The sequence below is a fragment of the Oxalobacter paeniformigenes genome (assembly GCF_027158465.1).
Taxonomy (GTDB): domain Bacteria; phylum Pseudomonadota; class Gammaproteobacteria; order Burkholderiales; family Burkholderiaceae_D; genus Oxalobacter; species Oxalobacter paeniformigenes.
On sequence record NZ_JAMKYL010000001.1, the window covers coordinates 456,809 to 482,016 of the forward strand.

At 60.0% G+C, this 25,208-nt stretch carries 18 protein-coding genes; 8 read left to right on the top strand and 10 right to left on the bottom strand.

Annotated features, from left to right (window positions below; translation table 11 throughout):
- The first annotated feature begins 132 nt into the window (after positions 1–132).
- Positions 133–2,892 carry an autotransporter outer membrane beta-barrel domain-containing protein gene (locus NAI64_RS02095; RefSeq protein WP_269297296.1) on the top strand — a complete coding sequence of 920 codons (2,760 nt, stop codon included), beginning with the start codon at positions 133–135 and terminating at the stop codon, positions 2,890–2,892.
- 279 nt (positions 2,893–3,171) lie between these two features.
- Positions 3,172–4,173 (top strand): glycosyltransferase family 2 protein, encoded by a 1,002-nt coding sequence (locus NAI64_RS02100; RefSeq protein WP_269297297.1) that lies wholly within the window; start codon positions 3,172–3,174, stop codon positions 4,171–4,173.
- Positions 4,174–4,345: 172 nt separating this feature from the next.
- Here NAI64_RS02100 and NAI64_RS02105 read toward each other — a convergent pair whose 3' ends face one another.
- Positions 4,346–4,867 (bottom strand): hypothetical protein, encoded by a 522-nt coding sequence (locus tag NAI64_RS02105; protein WP_269297299.1) that lies wholly within the window; start codon positions 4,865–4,867, stop codon positions 4,346–4,348.
- Positions 4,868–5,025: 158 nt separating this feature from the next.
- Complete coding sequence (locus tag NAI64_RS02110; RefSeq protein WP_269297301.1) at positions 5,026–6,489, bottom strand: NAD-dependent succinate-semialdehyde dehydrogenase; 1,464 nt, start codon at positions 6,487–6,489, stop codon at positions 5,026–5,028.
- A 278-nt stretch (positions 6,490–6,767) separates the two neighbouring features.
- Here NAI64_RS02110 and NAI64_RS02115 point away from each other — a divergent pair, with 278 nt between their 5' ends.
- Positions 6,768–7,232, top strand: coding sequence for a GNAT family N-acetyltransferase (locus NAI64_RS02115; RefSeq protein WP_269297303.1), 465 nt, complete (start codon positions 6,768–6,770; stop codon positions 7,230–7,232).
- A gap of 425 nt (positions 7,233–7,657) precedes the next feature.
- Here the strand turns inward: NAI64_RS02115 and NAI64_RS02120 are convergent, their stop codons facing one another.
- Positions 7,658–8,005, bottom strand: a complete 348-nt coding sequence (locus NAI64_RS02120) for a LexA family protein (protein ID WP_269297305.1) — start codon at positions 8,003–8,005, stop codon at positions 7,658–7,660.
- 391 nt (positions 8,006–8,396) lie between these two features.
- Positions 8,397–9,743, bottom strand: coding sequence for a tetratricopeptide repeat protein (locus NAI64_RS02125; protein ID WP_269297320.1), 1,347 nt, complete (start codon positions 9,741–9,743; stop codon positions 8,397–8,399).
- A gap of 143 nt (positions 9,744–9,886) precedes the next feature.
- Between NAI64_RS02125 and NAI64_RS02130 the strand changes: the two genes are divergently transcribed.
- Positions 9,887–10,111 (top strand): hypothetical protein, encoded by a 225-nt coding sequence (locus tag NAI64_RS02130; RefSeq protein WP_269297322.1) that lies wholly within the window; start codon positions 9,887–9,889, stop codon positions 10,109–10,111.
- Positions 10,112–10,245: 134 nt separating this feature from the next.
- Here the strand turns inward: NAI64_RS02130 and NAI64_RS02135 are convergent, their stop codons facing one another.
- The 3 genes from NAI64_RS02135 to NAI64_RS02145 all read right to left on the bottom strand — a co-directional run bounded on the left by NAI64_RS02135 (position 10,246) and on the right by NAI64_RS02145 (position 15,448).
- Positions 10,246–13,662 (bottom strand): autotransporter outer membrane beta-barrel domain-containing protein, encoded by a 3,417-nt coding sequence (locus NAI64_RS02135; protein WP_269297324.1) that lies wholly within the window; start codon positions 13,660–13,662, stop codon positions 10,246–10,248.
- Between the two features lie 173 nt (positions 13,663–13,835).
- Positions 13,836–14,585, bottom strand: a complete 750-nt coding sequence (locus NAI64_RS02140; RefSeq protein WP_269297326.1) for a class I SAM-dependent methyltransferase — start codon at positions 14,583–14,585, stop codon at positions 13,836–13,838.
- Positions 14,586–14,740: 155 nt separating this feature from the next.
- Entirely contained in the window at positions 14,741–15,448 is a 708-nt protein-coding gene (locus tag NAI64_RS02145) for a tetratricopeptide repeat protein (protein ID WP_269297328.1), read from the bottom strand.
- A 360-nt stretch (positions 15,449–15,808) separates the two neighbouring features.
- Here NAI64_RS02145 and NAI64_RS02150 point away from each other — a divergent pair, with 360 nt between their 5' ends.
- The 3 genes from NAI64_RS02150 (at position 15,809) to NAI64_RS02160 (ending at position 19,671) form a co-directional block, all read left to right on the top strand.
- Positions 15,809–16,492 (top strand): chromate transporter, encoded by a 684-nt coding sequence (locus NAI64_RS02150; RefSeq protein WP_269297330.1) that lies wholly within the window; start codon positions 15,809–15,811, stop codon positions 16,490–16,492.
- The gene (locus tag NAI64_RS02155) at positions 16,489–17,073 is read left to right on the top strand and encodes a chromate transporter (protein ID WP_269297331.1); all 585 of its coding nucleotides are present in this window, start codon (positions 16,489–16,491) and stop codon (positions 17,071–17,073) included. The genes NAI64_RS02150 and NAI64_RS02155 overlap by 4 nt, the downstream gene beginning before the upstream one ends.
- Positions 17,074–17,442: 369 nt before the next feature.
- Positions 17,443–19,671 carry an autotransporter outer membrane beta-barrel domain-containing protein gene (locus tag NAI64_RS02160; protein ID WP_269297333.1) on the top strand — a complete coding sequence of 743 codons (2,229 nt, stop codon included), beginning with the start codon at positions 17,443–17,445 and terminating at the stop codon, positions 19,669–19,671.
- Positions 19,672–20,173: 502 nt separating this feature from the next.
- Here NAI64_RS02160 and NAI64_RS02165 read toward each other — a convergent pair.
- The 3 genes from NAI64_RS02165 to NAI64_RS02175 all read right to left on the bottom strand — a co-directional run bounded on the left by NAI64_RS02165 (position 20,174) and on the right by NAI64_RS02175 (position 24,656).
- Entirely contained in the window at positions 20,174–21,100 is a 927-nt protein-coding gene (locus tag NAI64_RS02165; RefSeq protein ID WP_269297335.1) for a tetratricopeptide repeat protein, read from the bottom strand.
- A 233-nt stretch (positions 21,101–21,333) separates the two neighbouring features.
- Positions 21,334–23,859 carry an autotransporter outer membrane beta-barrel domain-containing protein gene (locus NAI64_RS02170; RefSeq protein WP_269297336.1) on the bottom strand — a complete coding sequence of 842 codons (2,526 nt, stop codon included), beginning with the start codon at positions 23,857–23,859 and terminating at the stop codon, positions 21,334–21,336.
- Between the two features lie 134 nt (positions 23,860–23,993).
- Positions 23,994–24,656, bottom strand: a complete 663-nt coding sequence (locus NAI64_RS02175) for a tetratricopeptide repeat protein (protein ID WP_269297338.1) — start codon at positions 24,654–24,656, stop codon at positions 23,994–23,996.
- Between the two features lie 264 nt (positions 24,657–24,920).
- On the opposite strand from NAI64_RS02175, the gene NAI64_RS02180 reads away from it, so the two are divergent.
- Positions 24,921–25,196: a metal-sensing transcriptional repressor gene (locus NAI64_RS02180; RefSeq protein ID WP_269297339.1), complete on the top strand. Its 276-nt coding sequence runs from the start codon at positions 24,921–24,923 to the stop codon at positions 25,194–25,196.
- The last annotated feature ends 12 nt before the right edge of the window (positions 25,197–25,208 follow it).

Below are 25,208 nucleotides of genomic sequence, written 5' to 3' on the forward strand. Positions count from 1 at the left end.
TGCAGGTCTGTTTTACGAGGAAGATGGGGCGACTTCGGGAAAAGTCGCTTGTTCTCCCGGCTGGATACGTTGTGTGCGGAATATGGCGGCAGATGGTCATTTCCATATGTTTGAAACCGGCCTGGGAGGTGTATGCAAAAAGGCGACTTACCGTATTGGCGGAAATATTTTCTGTTTGCTGCCGTTTTTCTGTGCAATCTGGCCAACGCCCAGAGTGACGGCAGTGATATCAGCGGTGACGCTCCGTTCAAAAGCAATAATCTGGTCATCGTGGACAGCCGGTTGAACGATTATGTTTCAACAGTGAGTAACCGGCAGGAAAAAGGCGCTGTTGAGGTGACGGCCAACGGGGTATTGCAGGTTTCGGGATCGGTATTCCGCAATAACCGGAACGGAACGTCTTCGACGAACGGCGAGCTGGTCAAGCCGGGCGCCGGTGTGATTTATCTCAATAGCGGGACACAGGCAAGTATTGCCGGTTCGGAATTTTCAGGAAACAGGGATTACTATTTCAACAAGGTTATCGGGGACAAGTCTGCCGGTGCGGTGTTTAATGCCGGTAATCTCAAGGTCGATGATTCGCGTTTCGTGGGCAATACAGACAATTTTGCCGGGGGTGCGATTACCAATTATTCCGATGGGAACATGACGGTTTCCGGTTCGACATTTGACGGGAATGGCCGGGTTGCCGGGCTGGATACGCGATTCGGTGGTGCCGTCATGAATTACGGCACGATGACGGATTCCGGATCGACTTATGCGGGGAACAGCGCCAACACACAGGGCGGGGCGATTGTTTTGACGGTGGCCAATGGCAAGATGCCTTCGCTGACTGTCAATGGAGATGTTTTCCGGCAGAATACATCGTCGCATGGCGGCGCGATTGCGGTAACCGGCGGTACGTTTTCGGATACGGGGTCGACTTATGATGGTAATGTGGCCAGCTATTCAGGTGGGGCGTTCCGTATTTACAAGGGGGCGACCGGCTCTGTCACCAATGATGTTTTTTCAGGCAATTCGGCGACCAATACCGGGGGCGGGGCGGTTTTCAATGCAGGAATCCTGACGGATTCGGGATCGGTTTATACCGGTAATCAGGGGTATTCCGGTGGCGCTGTTTTCAACAGTGGTTCGCTCTCGGCGTCTGCCGGCCGGTTTTCCGGCAATTCGGCCAGTGTGTATGGCGGCGCCATTTACAATAGCGGTTCATTGACGATATCGGATGCGAATTTTTCCGGTAATTCGGCAAAGGTATCAGGCGGAGCCATCCACAACAGCGCGGCGGGGCAGGTGGTATTGTCAGGTTCGAGTTTTTTCGCAGGCAATACGGCTGGCGGGCTGGCCAATGATATCAGCAACGATGGCATATTTCATTTCGGTTCGGATAGCATGAAGCATGTGGTGACCGTACTGAACGAGGGGGTTTCCGGTTCCGGCGAGATGTATCTGAATCAGGGAATCCTTGTTTTGGGCCAGGATCGTCAGATTCAACAGAACAGCTTCCATGCAGGGGCGGGTACGGTCACATATATTACCCTCAGTGAAAAACATCTTGTGCAGACCGCGGGTATCAAGCATTTCAGCGAGCTTGACGACGGGGTACGAAACGGAAAGGACAAGGCACTGGATGCCATCGGCAATAGCGGGTTCATGATCCATACCAGTGGCGGTATGGTACTGGACAAGGATGCCGTGTTGCATGTCACGATCAAGAACAGCGAGCCTGGCAAGACGTATCTGGTTGCCTATAACGAGCAGCCGCAAGTCATGTTGCGCGCAGCCAGGGCGGTGACGATGACCTCGCAGGGGTTTTCCCATGAGGAAACGGCATGGAAGAATGTGAATCTGCTAAGCGGCAATCCGATGCTCGAGTTCGCCCGTGTCGAGGAAGATAACGATAACGGTTATGTGATGGTGTCTTCGCGGGCATCCAATGCTGTCGGCATTGTCGAGGATCTGGGCAGCCTGAGCCATATTTATTATGGCTGGCTGTCGGATATTTCGGATCTCCGTCACCGGTTGGGTGAAGTCCGTTACGGTGCGCAGGACGGTGTCTGGGGAAAAGTGATTTATTCCCGTTATCACGCAAAGGGGCTGGCTGACAGTCGTGTCAGGACGGACGATTACAGCATGCATGTCGGTGTGGATCGGCTGGTCGGCAAAGGCGAGGATCATTCCTGGCTTGCCGGCCTGTCGTTTCGTGGCGGCCAGTCGGATATGAAAGCCGCGCGCTATGACGGCAGCGCGGATATGGATCACTATACGCTGAAGGCTTATGGCACCTACATGAATGCGAAGGGCAGCTATGCGGATATCGTCGGTGCCGTCGGTCATTTCCAGACGGATTTCAGCGGTTTTCATAATGAGCGTGCGGGATACATGCATGGTGATTTTTCGAACTGGGGATATGGCGTTTCCGCGGAAACGGGGCATATGTTGAGGTGGGGCGGGGAGGCGGATGACCGCCGGAGGCACGATTACTGGTTTTTTGAGCCGCAGTTCCAGTTGTCCTTTTTTCATGTCGATGGCCGGGATTACGATACCAGCAATGCCATTCATGTCCGGCAAAAGGATGTCGATTTTCTGACGGGGCGCATCGGCGGTGTACTGGGCAAAAAATTCGGTTATGGCGGAACAAACGGTCCGGATGAACGCTATATGCAGATCGCTGGACGGGCCGGATGGATTCATGAATTCGATGGCGAGCAGTCGCTTGATATGAACGGCCGCCGGTTTACGGGAAATGTCGCGGACAATGTTTTTTATTATGGGCTGGATATCGACTGGCAGTGCGGTCAGGCGCAGAAGTTGTATGTACAGCTTGACCGTGCCGAGGGAAGTGGCTATCGCAAGGATATTCAGGTTCGTGCAGGTTATCGTGTTGCGTTCTGACGGGCAGGGACTATGCAGGGAAAAATCGTATTTTTCCCATATTGGTCGTGCCGGAAAGGGCATGGGCATCGCTGTCGTGACGGTTGGCGGATGCCGGTGTCCGGATGGATGTGCCGGACGCGCTGTCGGACGAGGTGACGGAAAAACGGGGCAGGACATGCGGCAAGCCGGCAAGGGTTGCCGAAAGACAGGTTGCGGGCAGGTATGTTCTGTCGGGAACACTTGTTGATAGAATGATGCTTCTGCTGTTTTGTCCAGTTTTGTTCAGGGGAGTTTCCGTTGCCAAGCGCTCTTTTGTCGGTCATTGTTCCGGTTTACCGGGTAGAGCAGTATTTGCACAAGTGTCTGGATTCGCTGGTGAACCAGACGTACCGTGATCTGGAAATCATTCTGGTCGATGACGGTTCGCCGGATACGTGCGGGGCGATTTGCGATGCGTATGCGGCGCGTGACGGGCGTATCCGGGTGATTCATCAGGAAAACCGCGGATTGAGCGGGGCGCGCAATACCGGGCTTGACCATGCACGCGGGGAGTTCGTCGCATTCGTCGATTCGGATGATTATCTCGAACAGGACATGTATGCGCAGCTGATGGCGGCGGCTGTCGGGGAATCGGCCGATATCGTGATCGGCGATTTTTACATGATTCTGGAGACGGGGATTTCGCGCCGTTACAGCCGGATGACGGTCGATACGCCGTTGCGTCAGGTGCAGGAAATGGTGCTGGCGGACCGGATTCCGAGTTATGTCTGGAACAAGATTTACCGCCGCAGCCTGTTCGACGGGATCCGGTATGAGCGGATACGCGGGTTCGAGGATTTGCAGATTACGCCGCGCCTTTTCCAGCGGGCGAGAAAGGTGGTGTATGTGCCTCATGCCGGGTATTACTACAACTGCATGAATATGGGGGCGCTGACGGCGGTGTTCAATCACCGGCCGGAACTCAATGTCGAAACCAAGTTCGGTTTGTTTGCGGCATGGAAAGAACATGAAACCGTCGCGCGGGAAATGGGGTCGGATGTGGCGGACTATGCCGAAAGTCGTGCGCTCAAGAGCGCGGTCAGCGCGCTGGTGGGCGATGTAGCACATGATGTGCTCACGCCATCGCAGCGTCAGGAGCTGGCACAGTATCTGGAACGGAAACGGACGGTGAAAATCGGACGGAAATACCGCTGGCTTCGCTGGAGTGCGGCGCACAGTCCGCTGATGTGCCGTCTGTACGATTACGGCAGCTTCGTCTGGCGTCGCCACAAGGCGAGAAAAAACAAGTTGCAGGAGTAGGTGGCCAGCAGGCGATGCCGTTATGCGGGATGCGGTTTGCCGGCGGCAGGCGGTGACGCCTGAGGATGTCGCGCGTATGTCATTCCGCACCGGGTTTGCCAGCGCGGTTTCTCCGGTTGTGGCATGGGTGCGTTTTGTCTGTTCCGGGTGTGTTTCCGGGTATGCCGACCGTTCATTTCATGATTTTTTCGAAGCGGAAAAACGTGTCGAGCGGTGAAGCCGATTCGCCGTGCGGCCTTTCCGGGCGGCAGGGTGGCGGTTGAAACATTCCACGATATGAAAACCGCATTTGTTCACGTAAAAATGCATGTTGCGCTCCTTGAAACAGGGGGGTGACGGTTTCCCAGATGACGGTATCGGGGTAGCGGGCTTCGAAGGTTTTCCATGCGGCAAGTCCCGCGTTCTTGCCATGGTATCCCGGCGAGATGAAGAACAAATCCGGCGAGTTGCGTTGCGTTTTTTCGTCGATCACGACGACGGCGCCGCCTGCACGTTCGCCGTTCAGGAGGATGTGGAATGCCTGTGCGCCGTCGGTCTGGAATGAGGCTCGGATGTCGTTTTCGGAAGGCACCAGATCGGGGTTTCCGAATTTTTCGCGCGGGGTGACGGAAAAGGCTTCCTGCAAGGCTTTCACGAACAGCGAAAAGTCCGGCGGGGCAAGCGGTTCCAGTGCGACGATGTGTTTTTCTGGCATCAGGTGGGGGTTTTTTGCGGTGTGTCCTGAGGGGCAAGGTTTGTTGCGTGCTTGCGGATGGCTTGTCCGGACGGCAAAGACCGCGTGGGTGGGCTTTGCCGTTCCGGTGGTGTGAAGCGGTGCGTGCCGGTCGTTTCCGGCACGCGGGATGTGTCCGCTCAGCCGAGGTTGCCCAGATGCAGGGTTTTGACGTCCAGATATTCTTCCAGTCCCAGTACCGAGCCTTCGCGTCCGATGCCGGATTCCTTGACGCCGCCGAACGGGGCGACGGCGGATGATACGCCGGTATCGTTGATGCCGATCATGCCGGCTTCGAGCGCTTCGGAAACACGGAATACGCGGGAGAGGTCTTTCGTGTAGAAGTATGCCGCCAGTCCGAAGGGGGTGTTGTTGGCGCGGTTGATGGCTTCCTGTTCGGTCTCGAAGCGGAAGCAGGCGGCGACGGGACCGAAGGTTTCTTCGCTGGCGATCAGCATGTCGTCGGTGCAGTGCGAAAGCAGGGTCGGTTCATAAAACGTGCCGCCCAGTGCGCTGCGGTGGCCGCCGGTGACGAGTTCGGCTTCTTTGGCAAGGGCGTCCTGTACGTGGCGTTCGACTTTTTCGACGGCGCTTTCGCGGATGAGCGGGCCGACGGTGACACCGGGTGCGAAGCCGTCGCCGACGGTCAGTTCGCCGATGGCTTTGGCCAGTTTGCCGACATATTCATCATAGATGCGGTCTTGCACGTAAATGCGGTTGATGGCGACGCAGACTTGTCCGGCATTGCGGAACTTGTTGGCGACGGTGCCGGCGACGGCGGCATCGATGTCGGCATCGTCGAACACGATGAGCGGGGCATTGCCGCCGAGTTCCATCGAGATGCGCTTCATCGTACCTGCCGCGTTTTGCATCAGCAGTTTGCCGACGGCGGTCGAGCCGGTGAAGGTGATCTTGCGCACGTCGGGCGAGGCCATGATGGCGTCTGAAATCGCCAGGGTATCGCCGCAGACGCCGTTCAGGACGCCGGGCGGGACGCCTGCGGCATCGGCCAGCGCGAGCAGGGCGTTGGCGCACAGCGGGGTTTCATCCGCCGGCTTGATGATGGCGGTGCAACCGGCGGCCAGTGCGGGGCCGAGTTTGCGGGCGAGCATGGCCATCGGGAAATTCCAGGGCGTGATCGCGGCGACGACGCCCACCGGTTCACGTGTGGCGAAGATGCGGGAATTCGGCTTGAAGGGCGGGATGATTTCGCCGTTGGCGCGGCGTGCTTCTTCGGCGAACCAGCGGATGAAGCTGGCGGCGTAATCGACTTCGCCCAGTGCTTCCGCCAGCGGCTTGCCCTGTTCGGCGGTCATGAGTTCGCCGAGAAACGGCCGGTTCGCGACCATCAGTTCATACCAGCGGTAAAGGATGTCGGCACGTTCTGTCGCGGTGGTTTTGCGCCAGGTGGCGAACGCGGTTTTCGCGGAAATGATCGCGGCTTCGGTTTCTTCACGTCCACTGAAGGCGATGTCGGCGAGTTTTTCGCCGGTGGACGGGTTGGTGTCCGCAAAGGTCTTGCCGGTCGTGATCCATTTACCATGGATGAAAGCGCCGGTTTTGAAAAAGTTGTTCCGGCTGAGGGTGTCGTGCAATGCGCTCATTTCGATGTCCTTCTCCGCAATGTGTTTCGTGCGGACAAGGATACCGCAGTCGGCGGGGTTTGACCATGATGGCGGACGAAGGGAAGTTTTGCACCGATGCATGGCGGCGGCGACAGTCTGGCGCATCGGGACGATATGGGGAGAACAGGGGCGTGAGCGGATGGACGGCGAGGGAATCCTGACGGGGATTTGCGCAAAAAAAACGATATTTCGGTTTTATTTTCATGAATTTAGGGTTATATTCGCGTTTTGGTTTTCTTTTTGGAAGGAATTTCGTTTTGAGGATTCTGAAAGCACAGCCTGAAGACCTGGGCGTGATTCTGGCATTGCAGTATCGCGCGTTCCGCAGCGAGGCGAAATTGCTGGGCAACGAGGGGATCGCCCCCCTGACGCAGAACCTTGCCGATCTGGAACAGGAATATGCGCACGGCACGATCCTGAAGGCGGTGGATGAAGCGGGCGTCATTATCGGTTCGGTCAGGGCGCATGAAGACGGCGATACGCTGTATATCGGCAAGCTGATGGTGTTGCCCGAAAAACAGGGCCGCGGTATCGGCACGCAGCTTCTGGTCGCCATCGAGAAATCATGCCCGAAACCGCGCTACGAACTGTTCACCAGCAATATCAGCATCCGTAACATGAACCTCTACGAAGGACTGGGATACCGTCGCTTCCGCGAGGAACAGGTCACACCGGAATTGCGCTTCGTCTATATGGAAAAACTGGCGAAAACCGGCGCGTGAAAACGGACGCATCGCACGACAGGCGAATATGAAAACGGCAACCGATACAGGTTGCCGTTTTTTTATGCCTCGCTGGTATGCACCGCCGGTACAGGAAACCTGCGGTCGTGCCGCAGGGCGGTTGGGGATGGCGGTTCGCGGATGGTTTGCCGATGGCACGGAGGGTTCGGTTGCGTGCGGATAGCGCCGGTGGCAGGTGGGCGGTATGTCGTGTACGGTTTTGCGGAACAGGGGTTTTTGTGTGAATTGGATGCAGATCGCCTGTTTTTCCCGTGTTTTCCGATGCGGATGGGCGGAAAATCGTGCGTGTGCTGTTCGGTGCGTTTCCGGTGCCCGGCAGCGGGCGGGGCGGTATGGCGATGCTGTCCGTCCGGAAGAAGGCGGAAAATCGCGGGGGCGGTCTGCCGGAACGGTCGCCGCCGCGCTCAGACCAGTTTTTTCAGGCAGGCGGTGACGACGCCCCAGATACGGACTTCCTGCCCTTCGACGGGACGGATGGGGGAAAAGCGCGGGTTTTCGGCGAGGAGGCAAAAAGGGTGTTTTTTCAGGCGGCGGATGATGATTTTCCCGTCGATGACGGCCAGCACGACATGCCCGTTTTGCGGCGGGATCGAACGGTCGGTGACGACGGTGTCGCCTTCCATGATCCCGATGCCGTCCATCGCGTTGCCCCGTACACGGAAGAGAAAACATGAATGCTTGCGGATGTTGAAGATGTCGTTCAGGTCGATTTCGGTGCCCGACAGGTCGGTGTGCGGAAGGGGAAAGGTCATGTTGCCTCCAATACTTCGATAGCTGTATTTATATACAGTATTTTAGACGCAGGTGCGGGTGAGGGCAAGGGGTGGCGGGGCGGTGGTATGGTGTGGTGGAAGATGGCGGGTTTGCCATGTTTTTCCGAGTGATGGAGCGCGGACGGGAAGGCAAGGGCGTGTGATGTCGTGCCGTGCATGGATGGTGGCGGGTGCGCGGGGAAAGTCCGGTCGGCGGTGCGGCGGCGATGAGGGCGGCGCAAGGGAATGCGCATGCGATGTCATGTCGTATCGTGCCGTGTCTGATATGTGGGGGCTGGCGGGTGGGAAGGTCGGGGTGCGGTGGTGGACAGGAAAATGGTTTCCGGCGAACCGTGCCGGGCGGGAGCGGGTCGGTGTGGCGGAAGTGGCCTTACTTGCCGCCCGGTGTCTGAAGGCGGGCTTTGGCTTGCGGGTTGCCGTTTCTGGCGGCTTCGGTGTACCAGTGGCGGGCGGCTTCGGGGTCGGCGGGGGTGCCGGTGCCGGTTTCGTGGCACTGGGCCAGCCGGAACTGGGCGTCGGGCAGTCCGGCTTGTGCGGCTTGCCGGATGAGGGCGAAGCCTTTGGGGAGGTCGCGGGGGGTGCCGGTGCCGCTCAGGTAGCAGTTGCCGAGCGCGAGCAGGGCGGCGGGGGCGTTGCTTTTGGCGGCTTCGGTGTACCACTGGAAGGCTTTGGCGGGGTCTTTGGGCAGTCCGATGCCGTTTTCGTAGAGTGCGCCGACGGTGCGCTGGGCGTCTGAGTGTCCGGCCCGGGCGGCGCGCAGGAAGCATTCTGCGGCGAGGGAGTCGTTTTTGTCCACGAGTGTGCCGGTGTAATACAGGGTGCCGAGCAGGTACAGGGCGTTGCGGTCGTTGCGGGTGGCGGCTTCGCCGAGCCAGACGACGGCGCGGGTGGCCTGTTCGGGGTTGTCCTTGCGTTCGTTGTAGCGCAGGATGTCGCGGGCGGCGACGATGACGCGGGCTTCCTGCCAGCCGCCCTCGGCGGACTGGATCAGCCAGTGGTCGGCGCGTTCGGGGTCTTTGGGAACGCCCAGTCCGTTGGCGAGCTGGCGGAAACGGTAGAACTGTGCGCGGGCGTTGCCGGCGACGGAGGCTTTTTCGAGCCAGACGGCGGCTTCTTTTTCATTTTTTTCCAGTCCGATACCGTAGAGCAGCGCCAGCCCGATGGCGGTTTGCGAGACGGCATGACCGTTTTCGGCGGCTTTTGCGTACCAGCGCACGGCTTCGCGGTCGCTCTGGAGCGTGCCGCGTCCTCTGGCGTAGCAGTCTGCGAGCCAGTATTGCGCTTCCGGCAGGTTTTGCCGCGCGGCCTGCAAGAGCCAGTCGAAGGCCTTGTCGGGCTGGATGGCGGTGCCTTTGCCGCTGAGGTACATCAGGCCGAGAAAGTATTGCGCCGCGCGGTCGCCTTCGGTTGCGGCCTGTTCGTATTTGAGGCGCGTGAGGTGCCAGTTCGTGCTGTTTGCCGGGCCATGGACGAAGCGCGAGGCATGGAAGTTGCGCAAGAGGGGGTCTGCGGCGGCTTGTGCGGCGTTTTCCAGCGCGCGGTCGAGTTCGGTTTGCCACTGGAATGCGCCGGGTGTGGTTTTGCCAGCGATGGTGGTGCGGTAGGGGTCGGGCCAGTCCGTCATGGCATGCGCTGCCGGTATTGTCGCCAGCAGGGGGGCGATGAGGGTGGCGAGGCACAGGGAGCGCAGGGCGCGTGCGGTATGGCGGGATGGCATGGTTTCCGGTTCCGGTTCGGTCTTGCGGGCAAACGTTGATTCTAACCGTTCGGGCGGTGTGCGTGAAGGGTGCGCCTGTGCGGGAAACTTGCCGTTTTGTCGCGGCGGACGGCAACGGGCGGGGAGAATGGGACGGGTGCGGGATGGCACGATCGTGTCGCGGGTTGTTCGGCACGGGCCGGATTGCCGGTGGTGTGCGGACGGGAAAGGGTCGATACGGGGGAGCGCGGCAGGTTGCGTTGTTGCGGCATGTCGCCGGAGCGTTTCCGATACCGGTGGGATGTCCGCTGAAAGTTCGTGCCGTTGCCGGCGGATCGCCCGTTCCGGTATCCGAACGGGTGTTTTGTCTGGAATGCGGCGACCGGTGATGCCGGATGAAGAGGGCAAATGCCATGAAAACAGGCAGCGGGTGCAAGTCCCTGTCCGGCAAGGGAAAAGCCGTGCTGTTCACGGAGTTGTCCACAGGAAACGGGGACAAGTCGGGGACGGGATGGCGGTGCGTTCAGAAGGGGTGCTGGATGCGGGCGTAGCCGCCGACGGATGTGCCGTGTCCCGGGGCGAGGTCGGTGGCGAGGGAGAGGTCGAGGGCGGTGCCGTCGGGGGCGGTGTAGGAAACGCCTGCGGATGCGGTGAAGCTGTTGCGGGTGGCGAAGCGGATGTCGCGGGTGAAGTCGCCTTGCAGGTCGGTGAAATGTGCGGTGGCGTCGCCGGGGTCGTTCAGCAGTTCGTGGCGGAAGGCGAGCGAGGCATGGCCTTTGAGGGTGTAGCCGGCGCGTGCGGCGGGGTATCCGGCGGTTTCGGCGCTGATGCCGAGGACGGCTTGCAGGGATTGCCAGTTTTCGGAGTCGATGGACAGCCGGGCTGCGCCGCCTTTGCTTTCTCGGATGGACGGGGTGTGCAGGAAGGCGTAGTCCGCGCCGAGGTATGGCATGAGGGTGAGGCTGTCGGCGGGGGTGAAGGCGTGGCCGATGTGGGCGATGGCGCTGCCGGAAACTTGTGTCCAGTCGGATTCGGTGCGGCGGGTGTAGTCGCCGATGGTGGCGGTGCGGTTCATGTCGGCGTTGAAGATGCCCAGTTGCGCCAGTCCGGTGAGTTGCCAGCCGTGCCATGATGCCGGGGCTGCCTTGCCGTGGAGGCCTGCCCAGATGCCTTCGCCTTGCATGCGGCTGTGGTTTTTGTCGCGCATGGACTGGTGGATGGCGGCGAGGTAGCCGCCGCCGGTGATGCCGTCGCGGGTGATGTCGGCGCCGGCGATCATGCCGGCGTAGTTGCTGCGGTAGCCGTCGCCGCCGTCATGTGCGTCCATGTGGCCGGCCAGCGGGATGGCGTAGAGGTGGCGGCCTTCGCGGTTTTCCGGTTCGGATGGCAGGATGGGACGGTTCAGGATGGCTTGCGAGAGGTGGCGCTCGAGGGCGAGCGAGGCGAGCGCGCTTTGGCCGTAGGCGGCGGGTGAGAGGGAGGCGTAGCCTTGCCGCAGGGCGCTGCCGTCGGCGGCGGAGAAGTCCATGGCGGCGTAGAGGGCTTGTGCGTCGCCTTGTGCATGGTCGGCGTTGGCGTCGAGTATGCGGGCCAGGGAGCGGTCGTCGCCGGTGGCGTAGCGGCTGTATGCGGTGGCGCTGCGGGTGGCGGTGACGGCGCTGCCACCGTTGGCAAGGTTCAGTTCGAGGGTCGGCGAGGCGAAGTGCGACAGGTCGATGCGGGTGCCGGAGAATGCGCCGGTGAGGGTGGTCGCGCCGGTGATGACGGATGTGGCGGCGGTGTCGGGGGTGACGGTGCCGGTGTAGTAGCTTTGTTGCGGTGCGAGAACCAGTGTACCGTCGAGTGTGGCGTTTCCGGTGACGGCGAGGGTGTCGGTCGTGCCGTCGCCGTAAAAGCCGGTGGCGAGGGTGCCGCTCGCGGTTTGAGTGTAGTTGCCGTCGATGGTGATGTAGCCGGTGCGGGCGGTGCTGGTGAGGGTGCCGCGGTTGGTGAAGGTGCCGCCGGTGTCGCCGGTGGTGGCGCTGGTGACGGTGTTCAGGCGGTAGAGGGCGTTGCCGTCGAGCGTGGTGTTTTCCGCGAGGGTGACATCGAGGATGTCGGCGGTGCCGTTGAAGGTGAGGTGTCCGCCGTCGAGGGTCATGTGCAGGCTTTTCGGGCCGGTGATGTTGCCGGTGTAGGCCAGCGAGAAATCCGGGTCGCCATCGGTGGTGGCGTTGCCGTCGTCATCGGCTTTCATGCCGAATGACAGGGTTGTGGTGAGGTCGTCGCCGGCTGCGGCGGCCATGCTGCTTTGTATCAGTGGGTTGTCTGCGTCCCATTCGGAGACGATGTCGCCGGAGAGGGTCGCGCCGTTCATGATGTGGATGTTTTTGACGAGGGCATTCTCGGCGATGTAAATGGCGGCGGTTTGTCCGGCGAGGGCGCCGGTGACGTCGAAGGAGGTGACCATCGCGCCGTCGAGGTTCAGGGGCAGGCCATTGATGTCGTCGCCATCGACGGCCATGTCGCTGCCGAAGCTGTTGGCCATCCACGAGCCGCGGTATTCGATGTCGTTGCCCAGCAGGTTGTCGCCGAAGTCGAAGCGGGCGGCGATGCCGCCGGTGCCGGTGGCGGTGAGGGTGCCGCGGCTGGTGATGTGCTGGTTTTTGCCGTAGGCGACGAGCAGGCCGGTGCCGTAGTCGCCGTTGGCGGCGACGGTGATGTCCGGCGCGATGGTGAGGGTGTTGCCGAGGCCGTCGATGCGGATGCCGGTGCCGGCGGTGCCGCCGGCGAGGATGTCGGCGGCCTGGGTGATGGTGTTGTTTTTGCCGTAGATGTGCAGGCCGACGCCGAGTGTGGCGGTGTTTTCCTGTCCTTCGAGCCAGCCGGTGCCGGTGGCGTTGCGGGCGAAGTAGCCTTGGGTGTTGGTCAGGGTCAGTCCGTCGCCATAGACGGAAAAGCCGAAGAAGTTTTTGCGATCGATGGTGTAGCCGATGTCTTGCAGGGTCGCCAGTTCGGCTTCCATGAGGGTGGTGTAGTTGCGCCAGTTCTGGTGGCTCATGAGGCTGTGCTCCAGTTCGATGTGCGACAGGTCGAGGTAATCATCGGTGCCGTCGCCTTCGAAGCCTTCGATGGGCAGGCCGTTCTGGAGCGGGTTGCCGGGGTTCATGGTGGCGTCGAGTACCTGCGAGACGTGTGTGCCGCGGAAGGTGACGCCGCTCTGGATCTCGTAGCCGACGACGAAATCCGCCGTGGTGTCATGGCCGATGGTCATGCCTTGTTGCAGACGGGTGCCGTTCCGGTCGTAGAGGTGGGTGTCCCATTGCGTGATGCGCTGTGTGTTCCATGTGTTGTCGGTGTCTTGCTCGACTCCGGAGAAGATGCCCAGGGGGTGTGCCATTTCGTGATAGACAACGCCGATATAATCCGTGCCGCCGGTTTCGGGTATCGGGGAAAAGTGGCTGGCGTAGCTGAAGTCCATCTGGCCGATGATGAAGTAGGCGGGTAAGGATTGGGGACGGTTCTGGGTGAGCAGGGCTTCGGTGCCGGTCATGCCGCCGCTGATGAGGTCGCCGCCCGAGGCGTTGAAGTCGTTATTGGTGGCGACTTCGATTTGCAGGGGTGTGGTGTTGGCGCTGCCGGGGCCCAGTGTTTCGGCCCATAGCGACAGGGCGGTGAGGGTGGCGTTTTTTTGTTGCGCGTTCATGTTCCACAGCGAGGGGGAGTCTTCCTGTGGGTCGGCCTGCGAGAAGTATTGCCCTTTCTCGAGGAAGGTGATGGCGAACAGCGGTTTTCCGGACGGGGTATAGACGGTTTGTGTATCGGTTGCCGAGGCGGTGGAGAAAGCAAGCGGCGCTGCCAGGGCGGTCAGCAGGCAGGCGGGTACGGTCAGCAGGCGGGCGACTGTACGATACAGGTATGTCCGGGCGGGACGTTTTATCGTTTTCGGGTTGGCTGGCATGGGCGATGACGGGTTGGGTGCAGGCTGGATTATACCGGGATATGCTGCTTGCCGGAAAGTTGACGGATGGCGGTGAAGGGGGCGTGATGCGGGAGAGGATATGCAGGGTAGGGGCGGCCGGTTGCCGTGATGTGGGGGCGGGATGCGGTTGTCCGGCAGGGGGTGTGCCGGTGTCAGCCGGTGCGCTTCGCGGTGATGACGAGGGCGGCGGGCGAGGCGGGGACGGGGGTTTGGGTGTCGTCGGTGTGCGCCGGTACGGGGGCGTGTTCGGAGAGGCCGGTCAGGGTGAATCCGGCGGTGATGACGCGGTTGACGAGGGTGGCGGTCGTCCGGTGGCGGCAGGGGGCGGGTTTGCCTTTGGCGGGCGCGCGTTCGCTTTCGTCGAAGTAGCGGGCGAACAGGGTGGCGGCGGATGTGTCGTTGTTGTCCGTTGCGGTATCGGGTGTGCCTGTGGCGGTGTGAAGGGGGTGTCTGGCGCACAGCACGAGGGTGCCGCCGGGTATGAGGCTGCGATGGATGTGTGCCAGTACGGTTTGCGGATCGGGGTGTTCGTCCAGTGCGTAGGCGCAGAGGGCGATGTCGCAGGTTTGCGGTTTTAGTCCGGGGTTTTCGAGGGGGGCACAGCGGTATTCCGTCCAGAAGGATGCGTTGTGGCGCAGGGCTTGCCGGATGTGGGGTTCGGAGGCGTCGATGCCGGTGCAGGCGATGGCACCGTGTTCGATGGCGTAGCGGCAGTGCCAGCCGTCCCGGCAGCCCATGTCCAGCACGCGTTTGCCGCAAAAGTCGGGCATGGCCGGTTCGGGCAGGTGCAGGCGGATGGTTTCGGGGGTGGTGATGTTGTCAGCTTGTCCGGCTGCCGTTTTCGCGTTTTTCGTCCGTGTGCGTTTGCCGCCGGTACGAGCCGGTTTTACTGGTGTGGACATCTTGTTTGTGGATGGCGTCTGGTTGTTTCGGTAACGGTACGGGAGTGTGGCGTCCCGTGCCGGTTTTGTCATTGATATGGATGGTGTTTCCGCGGGATTGTGCAGGGGATGGCGCGATTTCGCAACGCCCGGAGGCGATGCCGGCGCCTGCCGGTTTATGGAATTTGCCTGAGCAGTTGTTCGGCGTCGGTATCGCCCTGATCCGCGGCTTTTCTCAGCCATTGTCTGGCTTTGGCGGTGTCTTTGGTGACGCCGTCATGACCGTTGAGGTAGAGGGCGCCGAGGATTTTCTGGGCGTTGGCGTCGCCCGCTTTCGCGGCGCGGGTGTACCAGTAGATGGCTTTGGCGGTGTCCGGCGTGGTGCCTTGTCCTTTCATGTAGGCGGTCGCCAGATAATTTTGTGCGTTGGTTTCTCCGGCCCGTGCGGCTTTTTCGAACCAGACGAGGGCTTGCCGTTCGTTTTTCGGAACGCCACGTCCTTCCAGATTCATGACGCCCATGAAGGTTTGTGCGTCGGGATTGCCTGCCCGTGCGGCTTTTTCGAACCAGCGGGCGGCTTCGCTGTCGTTTTGCTTGACGCCGTTGCCGCGGAAGTAGAGAACGCCCATCATCGCCTGTGCGTCCGTGTTGCCGGCATTGGCGGCTTTTTCAAGGCATGGCAATGCCTGATCGAACTGGCGGTTTTTGTAGTGCGTCATGCCCTGCCGGAAGTCGGTTTCACCGGCGGAATAGGCGGTCTTGCTGATGATGACCAGCACCAGGGTCAGAAAGGCGACGATCCAGGGCAGGATCCTGCGTTTGCGGGTGATGTTTTTGGACATTCCGGTATGGCTCGTGTAAACGGTTTTCAAAACGGACGCCATGATAACAGGGCTTGCCTTGTGCTCAAAGCGATTTTTGCTTTTTCGCTGGAAAAAAGGGTGTTTTGCCGTCAGAACACGTGAAATCGGCGGTTTTGGCGGATTTTGACGATTTCTGTCAAAATCGGCTTGCGTGCATGGGCAGTTTTCGACGCAGGGTAAAAAAAATGATGTTGTGCGGGTGCCGTACCGCGAAACAGGGGGCGTCGGAACAGGGGGCGGCAGCCGTTTGCCGACGGTTCCGGAAGCGGGGTGCCGATTGTGCAAATGCAAAATGGCGGTTATGTTTACGGCTTGGGTGTCCGGCGGGTCGGGTGTCGCGCTGCCGGACGGTATCGGACAGGAGTATCCGGCAGGACGGAAATGCCGGAAAGTGCAGGCATGACGGTCAGGAACAAACGGTTTTTCTGGGAGCTTTTCATTACGACGTTTCAGCTGAGCGCGTTTACGGTCGGGGGCGGTTTCGTGATCGTGCCGCTGATGCGCCGCAAGTTCATCCGCGAAAAACAATGGATCGACGAGGATGAGATGTTAGACCTGACGGCGATCGCGCAGTCGGCGCCCGGCTCGATCGCGGTCAATGCGTCCATTTTGCTGGGGTATCGGCTGGCGGGGTTGCGCGGGGTGCTGGTGACGCTGTTCGGGACGGTCTTGCCGCCTTTGCTGATTCTCTCGCTGGTGTCGGTGTTTTATGCCGCGTTTCGCCATAACGTGTATGTCGCGCTGGCGATGCGGGGGATGCAGGCCGGGGTGGCGGCGATCATTCTCGATGTGGTCTGGACGATGGGCAAAAACGTGGTGTCGCGCAAGCGGATTTTGCCGGTTTTCATCATGGTCGGGGCGTTTGCCGCTGTCTGGCTGCTCGATGTGAATGTGTTTGCCGTGATCGTGGTGTGCGGTCTGATCGGGGTGATCGATACGTTTTACGGCGAACGCCTGCGCCGGATACGGTTCGAGGAGAAAAAGGCGCGCCGCGAGGGCGGACAGGCTCAGGGAGAACCGGCGGACGACGGGCAGGCTGACGGAAAGCGGGGTGACGGGGCATGATTTATCTGGAACTGTTCTGGTGTTTTTTCCAGATCGGCCTGTTTTCCATCGGGGGCGGCTATGCCGCGATGCCGCTGATCCGGCATCAGGTGGTCGAGGTGCACGACTGGCTGACGATGGCGGAGTTCGCCGACATCATCACGATTTCGCAGATGACGCCCGGACCGATTTCGATCAATTCGGCGACGTTCGTCGGCATCAATATCGCCGGTATTCCGGGTGCGCTGGTCGCGACGTTCGGTTGTGTGCTGCCGTCGTGCCTGATCGTGCTGGCGCTGGCGTTCGCCTATTACCGTTTCCGCGGGTTCCGGATGGTCAGGAATGTGTTGTTGCAGTTGCGGGCGGCGGTGGTGTCGATGATCGCGTTCGCCGGTCTGGCGATCGTGTTTCTGGCGTTCTGGCACAAGGAAACGGCGCCGTCTTTCGCCGATTTCCCCCATACGGACTGGGTGGCGGTGTTCATCTTCGGCGCGGCGCTCGTCGTTTTGCGTCGCTGGCGCAAGGTCGATCCTATCCATGTGATGCTGGGAACGGGGGTGCTGGGGATCGTGTTGTATCTGTTGCCGTTCTGGGCGAAGTAGATTAAAAATTGTATAAAGTGTATTGACTGTTTCGTTCATGCAACATTGTGTGGCAGTCTGTCCGTGTCCGGAAAATTCCGGTAAACACTATTGGCGGATGTTGATGTGCGCATAACATAATGTTTTTAAAAAATCTTTTATATTCATGTACTTTATGTGAGCCGGTTTTGGGAAATTTTCCGGTGAAATCCGGATGAGGTAGGGTACTTTTTTTGTTGCATTTGTTTCATTTTTTTGGCATAAACAAACATGTCCGCTAAATAGTGTTTAGCAGAACTGTATTGAACAGTCCTGAACTGTTTGCGGTTGATTCCGTTACATGACATTTTGCCGGTGCGGTCGCGCCGTGCCTGTTTAAGGAAAGTTTTTATGCCTATCCAATCTGTATTCTGCAAGGCAGGCGTTTTCCGCCTGTCGGTTCTGTCGGCTGCGCTGGTGGTTGCGTTACCTTCTTTCGCCGCCACCATCGAGGCGGTCGATCCAACCAATTATCCGTACATTATCCAGGGCGGCACTACATCGATTGACGATAGCCAGATCACCGTCAGCGGTGCTGATGTCACACTGGCAAACGGAACCGTCGTCCAGAAGCAAGGTGTGGTCGCACGCAGCAACAGCAGCGACAGGGCGATCATGAATCTGGGGAATGCCGAAACACAATCTGTCCAGATCAATGTGGACAGCAGCGCTTCGACGACTGCTTATGAAGTCACCAGCGGTGTGACGGCCAATAACGACAGCGCGTCTCTTCCGGGTGGTCTGGTTTCGATCACGGCGAAACAGGTGGATATCAATGTCAGCGGGAACGGCGATGTTTATGCGATTTATGCGCAGAACAGAACGACTGATGCAAGCGATCCGAACCAGATCGCGACGGTAGAGATCAATGCGGAAAATACCGTAATCAACGCCACTTCGACGCAAGCGGGCAAGGCATCGGGTATCGTGGCGATGTCGCAAGGTATCGTCAAGGTCAACGGCAATCTCGAAGTCAATGCCGATGATGCCATCGTGGCGCGCGGCGGTGCGATTGTCCGTGTCAACGAGGCAGGGGACAAGACCGTCAAACTCAACGGCAATATCGATTTCAATTTCGACAAGGCGACTTCGGGGACGGTCGCCGATGCCGATGTGCTGGTCAATCTCAACGGCGCCGGTTCCTACTGGAACGGCAATGCCGTGACGTCCTATGGTACCGGTCAGCCTGGCGATCCGGAGTATCTGGAAGTCAGCGGTCTGAAGCTGGGGCTGTCCAACGGGGCACAGTGGAATCCGTCGCTGGTTTCCGAACACGGGGATACGACATCGGGATTGCAGACTGTGGCGATCAACGATTTGGCGATGAACGGCGGGGTCATCAATCTCAATCACGGCAGTGCGCAGACGGTCAGGGTGGAAAATCTTTCCGGTACGGGCGGTACGGTCAATGTCCGCGCCAGCACGGCAGACGGCACGCAGTTCGATATGGGCAAGCTGGCGGTCGATCAGGTCAGCGGTGATGCCCGCATGGCGGTGAATTTCACCGGTATTACGGCCGATGATGTGAAGGATATGACGGGGCTGAAAGATGCGGTGCAGGTTACGGGAACCGGAAGTACCGGCAGCCTGACGCAGTTGCAGAGCGTTCAGGAAGGTATCGTCAACGGGGCGATGACGCAAGTCGTGGACGGTACGGGCAATGTCGTTTCGCAAAGCGAGGCGAAGAATACGGGTACGGATGCGCTGCAAATGATCAGCGCGATGAATTTCCTGACGTTCCGTGCGCAGATGAACGATGTGTCGAAGCGGATGGGCGATTTGCGCACGATGCCGCAGGCAGATGGCATGTGGGCGAGAGCGATTGCAGGTCAGAGCGAATACAAGAACATCCACAATACGTACCAGACCTTGCAGATCGGCGCGGACAAGCGTATCGGCGATTTTTATGTGGGTGCCACGGCCAGTTATACGGACGGTGACGGTTCGCTGGAAAACGGTTCGACTGACGACAAGAATTACAGTTTCGGCCTGTACGGCGGCTGGATGGGTGAAAGCGGCCAGTATGTGGACGTGATCGTGAAGCGGCACAAGCTCCAGAGCGAATACGATATTTATTACCAGAATGGTGCATCCGGTTCGGGCAGTATGGATACCTGGGGTACCAGCGCGAGTGTGGAATACGGCTGGCGTCTCGGACTGGGGGACAGCGGTTATTATGTCGAGCCGCAGGCGGAATTGATGCTGGGGCATTTGAGCGGGACGAGCTATACCAACCATACGAATCTGGGTAATGCTCGCGTCAAACAGGATGGTATCGATACGGTGGTGGGCCGTCTGGGTGTCGCGGCGGGCTGGGTATCGCCGGACAAGACCGGCAGTGCGTATGTCCGCGCCAGTGTGTTGCATGACTGGGAAGGCGAGGCCAAAACGCGGGTCAGCATGAACGGTCGCAGCATGAGCGAGACGGAAGATATGGGCGGTACCTGGGGTGAATTCGCACTGGGCGGTACGTTCAATATCAACAAGAGTCTGGCGGCTTATGGTGAAATCGAAACGACTGCCGGTAATCCGGTCAGAACCACGTATCAGGTATCAGGCGGTATCCGGTACAGTTTCTAGGACGATACCATCTCCGGCAGTAAACGGGCGGTGGCAGGCAACCCTGTTCCCATTTGACGGGAACAGGGTTTTTTCATGGGAAAACGGGAGTCGGTGAAGGGCGACGGGAATGCCTGCCGGACGGGCAGGGGGTGCAAGCTGTTGTCAGGCAAGGGAAAAGCCGTTTTGTTCACGGGGTTGTCCACAGGAAACGGGGATAAGGTGACCGCTGGTGTCCGATGGCGGTTGCGTCAGGATGGGGCAGTCCGGGATAATGCCGCCCGTTTTTTCGCGGGTTTGGCTGTTTTTTTGCATGATGGATGCATGATGGATGCATGATGGCTTGCGATGGCGGCATGATCGTGACGGTTGGCGGTTGTATGCGCGGTTTTTCGGGGGGCTGTGGCGCGTGCGGTCGGTGGCGGGCGGCGCGGTGTATGGTGACGGTAGTGAAAACGGCCGGTTTTTCCGGAAAAACGCGATGGCGGAATGCCGGGCAGTTTTCTGCCCGGACAGGGGGCGGTTATTCTGCGGACGATGCCGTTTCCGGGGCGTTTGGGGTGGTGGTGTCGTTGCCGAGCAGGTCGTTGAGGGTGTCTTGTGCGTCGGCATCGCCTGCGATGGCGGCTTTCTGGAGCCAGTAGGAGGCTTTGGCAGGGTCTTTTTCGACGCCGATGCCCCGGTAGTAGAGGGTGCCGAGGAAGGTTTGGGCGTCTGTGTTGCCGCCTGTCGCCGCTTTTTCAAGCCATTCGGCGGCTTTTTGCGGGTCGCGTGTGGTGGCTTGTCCGGAGAAGTACATCATGCCGAGGGCGGCTTGTGCGTTGGCGTCGCCCCGTTCGGCGGCTTGCGAGAACCGGCGGAAGGCTTCTTCGGTGTTGGCCGGCAGTTCTTTGCCGTCCAGATACAGGATGCCGAGGAAGGTCGCGGCGTCGTTTTCGCCCTGGTCGGCGGCGCGTACCAGCCAGCGTTCGGCCTGTGTCATGTTCCGGAAGGTGCCGACGCCTTTGGCGTACATGATGCCGACGAGTGTCTGGGCGGGGGCGAAGTCTTGTTCGGCGGCCTTTTCAAACCATGTTTTGGCGGTCGTGAAGTCCTGTTCGACGCCCTGGCCACGGCTGTAGAGCATGCCGAGGAAGGTTTGGGCGTCCGCGCGTCCCTGGCGGGCGGCTTTTTCAAACCATTTTTTGGCTTTGCGGTAGTTTTGCGAAACGCCCAGTCCTTCCATGTACATCAGACCGAGGGCGGCTTGCGCTTTGGCGTTGCCTTTGATGGCGGCGCGTTTGAGCAGGGGGGCGGCTTCGTGGTACTGCTGGTTCTGGTACAGGCGTATGCCTTCGTTTTTTTCTTCGGCGGCGATGGCCGGTGTGGCGGCGGGCAGCAGGCAGCAGGCAAGGACAAGCCGCGAGGCCCATCGGGTGAACGGGTTGTTCGTGAAAATCGGGCGAAACATGGCGAAATCTTGTGTATGACGGTATTTCGTGTGTGGCGATGATAGCAAAGCGGACGCGTGGTTGCGTAGCGGTTGGGGCTAAAGTGTTGTTTTGCAGCCATATTTCATGATGGAAAAACGGTTTGCGATGAGGGGGAACGGATGGATGTGCCGGGCGGCGCGTGCCGGGGGATGCGAAAGCGGACCCGGCGCCCGCCTGACGGCCGGTGCCGGTATCGTGGGGTGGACGGTATTCAGAAGGTGCTGCCGATTTCCGCCCAGATGATGTGGTCGGTGAAGTGGCTGCCGAATTCGCCGTTGTAACGCAGTGCGCCGGAGAAGTTGCCACGGGTGATGCGCAGTCCGGCATCGACGATGCCGGATGTTCGGTCTTCGGTCAGGTTGGCGGTGTAGCGCTTGTCCATGAAGGTGAAGCCGGAATCCACATGGCCATCGGCGAGGTTTTGCCGGACACCGACGGCAAAAGTCGGCAGGAAGGTGTTGCCCGCGTGGGTGAAATTGCCTCTCCAGCGGAGGTCGGCGGTGCCGTAAACCGCAGAAAAATCGCGTTTTTCGAAGTGCAGGTTCATGTCCTGGTTGGCGGTTTGTCGCCAGTTCGCGTCCATGGCGGGGTTGCGCATCCATGCCCATGCCAGTCCGATTTCCGGCGAAAGGGTCTGGCGTTCGGTCAGGGGGATGTCCCAGATGCTTTTGAGGCTGGCGAATACGCCGTATTCGGTTCGTTTGTCGTTTGCGTTGTCGCCTTCCATGGCGAAGCGGTAGTCGCTTCTCGAGACGGTTGCGCTTGTCTGTCCCTGGAGATGCCAGCCCGGCATGATGCTGTACCGGCCGTGCAGTCCGGCCATCCATGCGTGGCCATCCGATTTCAGGCCATGTCCGCCGACGGAGGTGTCGGTGTGTTCCAGTCCGGCGTGCCAGCCCAGGGTGAAGTTGTCGGCGAGCCGGCCGGTCGCGCCGAATATCAGGCCTTCACTTTCGGAGCGGCTGGAGGCCGAACCGGTCACGCGCGAGTGCTGGTAGTAGGGTTGTATGAAGAATGTCCAGTCGGATGCGGCCACGAGGGCGTCAAGCGCGTTGCCGAGCGTGCGGTTGAGCAGCCACATGCGGGCGGCGGCGCGGTGTACGGCGGCGCTGTTGGCGCCTTGTCCGTGGTTGTCTTCGGGTTCGATGGAGAGCGAGACTTGCTGGTTTCCGGCACCGGAAGCGCTGCTGCCGTAGAGTTGTGCCTTGAGCATGGGCATGGCGCCGGCAATGGCGGCGTCAGGGACGTCGCTGCCGATGCCGCCTGTTACGGTGCCGTCATTGTCGATCATGTCGGCGACGTTGTAGCGCTGGTTGAAGGCGAAACCGCTGGCGGTACTGCCGGGACGCAGGATGAGCCGGGTGTTGGCAAAATTCAGCGTGGAACCCGGACCGACGGCGATGGGCCGGCTGTCTGTATCGGTCCACTGGTTGGGCGAGAGGGTGACGGACCATGCCGTCAGGGTGGCGCTGCCGGTGAAGCTGCCGTCGGTATTGCCGATGGACAGTTCATGGCTGCCGGTTCCGGTCGTGGTGATCGTGCCGGTGCTGGAGATGGTGATGTTTTGGCCCGTGACCAGAATGCCGTGCGCATTGTCGCCGGTGGTGATGATGTTGCCGCTGTTCGTGACGCTGCCGCCGTCGCCGCTGATGGAAATCCCGTAGGCGTAGTCGCCCGATGTCGAGAGGGTGCCGGTGTTGGTGATGCGGCTGTTGTTTCCGGAGAGGGCGATGGCGGATGCTTTTGTTCCCGTTGTGGAAATCAGGCCGCTGTTGGTGACGGTGATGTTTTCGTCGTAGCCCAGTACGGGGTAGCTGTAATCCTGTGTGGTGGTGATGGTACCGGTGTTGGAAAGTGTCGCGCCGGTTTCGAGCCTGACGCCGGTGCCGCTGGTGCCGGTGACGGTCAGTGTGCCGTTCTGGTAGATGGTGGTTTGCGGGCCGGCTTCGATCGCGGTGCCGTACATGCCGGAGATGTCGAGGGTGCCGGTATTGGTGAAGGTGGTGCCGGTTCCGAAAATTTCGGCGCCTTTGCCGGATGTGCCGCTGACGTTGATTTGTCCGGTGTTGGCGACGGTGCTGCCGGCGCCGTTGACGACGATGCCGCCGTTGTTGCTTCCCTGCATGTTGAGGGTGCCGTTGTTGGTGACGGTGATGCCGCTGCCGCTGGCGCTGATGCCGACGTTGTCGTTGCCTTTGCCGGTGATGGTGCCGTTGTTGGTGACGCTGATGGCGGCTGGCGATGTGCCGCTGTTGGCGGCATAAAGGCCTGCGGTGAGGGTGTTGTTCAGGGTGATTTGGCCGTCGTTGGTGAGGGTGCCGGATGTGCCGCTGATGGCCATGCCGTATCCGTGGGGCCGGTTCATGGTGATGGTGCCGGTCTTGCCGTTGGTCAGGTCGCTGCCGGATGTGGCGGTCATGCCGTAGGCGCGGTAACTGTTGCTGGTGATGGCGCCGTTGTTTTGCAGTGTCGAGTTGTCGCCGGCTGCCATGCCGTTGCCGGAAACGGTGATGGTGCCGTTGTTTTGCAGATCGAGGTTCGCCGATCCGTCGCCGAAGGTACTGGTCAGGTTGCCGTTGTTGATCGTGGTGGTATTTCCCGGTCCCGGAAACAGGCCGGCGATGAGGAATATGCCGGTGAGCAGGACGGTTTTTTTCAGGGGAAACGGCAGGGACGGTGCGGAAAGCGAACGGTGTTTGTCCGGCAGGCCGGGTAAGGGGGCGTTATGGCTGGGCATGGCGGTTATCCTTGGGGGATCAGGATGGGGTGGTACCGGATTATGATACCGGTTTTGGACGGGTTTTTCCGCAGAAAGCCGGATGCCATGCATCCGGCTTTTCTTTTTTGCAACAGAATCCGGATGTCGCCGGCTTATTGCATGGTCTTGAGCAGTTTTTTGGCCTGGACGTTGCCGCCTTGCGCTGCCTGCTGGAGGTATTGCCGCGCCATCATGCTGTTTTGTTCGGTGCCGATGGCGTAGTAGTACATGCGTCCGAGGTAGCCGGCTGCGTCCGCATTGCCGCCTTTGGCGGCTTTTTCGAAGAGTTCGCGTGCCTTGCCGTAGTCTTGCGGAACGCCACCCAGTCCGTAGTAGTGCATGATGCCCATGGCCATCTGGGCTTCGGGTTCGTTCTGCGACAGGCCGGTATCCAGCGCTTCGCGGTATTCGGCGTAGTCTTTGCCGGTGGCCAGTTCGGGGTTGCTCATGGCGGCGAGGTTGCTTCTCGCCCAGGCATCGCCCTGTTTGGCGGCGAGTTTGTACCATTTCGCGGCGGTGGCGAGGTCGGTCTGGGTGCCGAAGCCGTGCTGGTACATGATACCCAGATAGGTTTGTGCCTGGTCGTTGCCGGTTTGCGCGACTTTGGTGAAGCAGGGGAGCGCCTGTTCGTACTGGCTCTGGTTGTAGTAGCCGATGCACTGGTTGAGCATGGTGTAGTGGTCGCCGGTCGCCGCTGCGGCGTTGCCGGAAATGAGAGCTGCCAGACCGGCGATGCCGGTCGCTGCGAGTGTGGTGCGGATGCTTTTTTGTGACATGGTTTTTCCTCTGGTTTGGGGTGGATGGACAGGTTTTTCGCCTGTTTTTCTTGCAGGATAGGGCAGGGATTCGGTGCTTGTTCTGATAAATGTTGAGTGTCGTGCAGAAAAATGGCGGCAGGGCTTGCGCCGGGCGGCGGGTTGTGGCACGGGCGGACGGGCGCTGGCACGGGAATGATTGACGGGGTTTGCGGACGGTATTAGGATGACGGTATTGGTATAGGGGGTAGGGGTATAGGGTATATTGGTTCGGAAGGAGTGGATATGAAGCAGTGTATGGATGTGGATGCGGTGACGTTGCGGCTTAAACGGATCGAGGGACAGATCCGGGGAATTATCCGGATGATCGAGGAGGACAAGCCTTGCGAGGATATTCTGATTCAGATCGGTTCGGCGAAAGCGGCGTTGCACAAGACGGGCCAGATCGTGTTGCAGGGGCATATGCATCATTGTGTGCTGGACGGGATCGAGAGCGGTCGCAAGGATGAGACGATGGACAGGCTGTTTTCGGCGATCGAGCAGTTTTCGCGGATGGTCTAGGCGGAGGCGATG

Coding starts and splice junctions, on each gene's coding strand:
- NAI64_RS02155 (WP_269297331.1), top strand. CDS start 16,489: ATGATTTATCTGGAACTGTTCTGGTGTTTTTTCCAGATCGGCCTGTTT.
- NAI64_RS02170 (WP_269297336.1), bottom strand. CDS start 23,859: ATGCCCAGCCATAACGCCCCCTTACCCGGCCTGCCGGACAAACACCGT.
- NAI64_RS02105 (WP_269297299.1), bottom strand. CDS start 4,867: ATGCCAGAAAAACACATCGTCGCACTGGAACCGCTTGCCCCGCCGGAC.
- NAI64_RS02120 (WP_269297305.1), bottom strand. CDS start 8,005: ATGACCTTTCCCCTTCCGCACACCGACCTGTCGGGCACCGAAATCGAC.
- NAI64_RS02165 (WP_269297335.1), bottom strand. CDS start 21,100: ATGTTTCGCCCGATTTTCACGAACAACCCGTTCACCCGATGGGCCTCG.
- NAI64_RS02175 (WP_269297338.1), bottom strand. CDS start 24,656: ATGTCACAAAAAAGCATCCGCACCACACTCGCAGCGACCGGCATCGCC.
- NAI64_RS02110 (WP_269297301.1), bottom strand. CDS start 6,489: ATGAGCGCATTGCACGACACCCTCAGCCGGAACAACTTTTTCAAAACC.
- NAI64_RS02145 (WP_269297328.1), bottom strand. CDS start 15,448: ATGGCGTCCGTTTTGAAAACCGTTTACACGAGCCATACCGGAATGTCC.
- NAI64_RS02180 (WP_269297339.1), top strand. CDS start 24,921: ATGAAGCAGTGTATGGATGTGGATGCGGTGACGTTGCGGCTTAAACGG.
- NAI64_RS02130 (WP_269297322.1), top strand. CDS start 9,887: ATGGCACGATCGTGTCGCGGGTTGTTCGGCACGGGCCGGATTGCCGGT.
- NAI64_RS02160 (WP_269297333.1), top strand. CDS start 17,443: ATGCCTATCCAATCTGTATTCTGCAAGGCAGGCGTTTTCCGCCTGTCG.
- NAI64_RS02125 (WP_269297320.1), bottom strand. CDS start 9,743: ATGCCATCCCGCCATACCGCACGCGCCCTGCGCTCCCTGTGCCTCGCC.
- NAI64_RS02135 (WP_269297324.1), bottom strand. CDS start 13,662: ATGCCAGCCAACCCGAAAACGATAAAACGTCCCGCCCGGACATACCTG.
- NAI64_RS02150 (WP_269297330.1), top strand. CDS start 15,809: ATGCCGGAAAGTGCAGGCATGACGGTCAGGAACAAACGGTTTTTCTGG.
- NAI64_RS02095 (WP_269297296.1), top strand. CDS start 133: ATGCAAAAAGGCGACTTACCGTATTGGCGGAAATATTTTCTGTTTGCT.
- NAI64_RS02140 (WP_269297326.1), bottom strand. CDS start 14,585: ATGTCCACACCAGTAAAACCGGCTCGTACCGGCGGCAAACGCACACGG.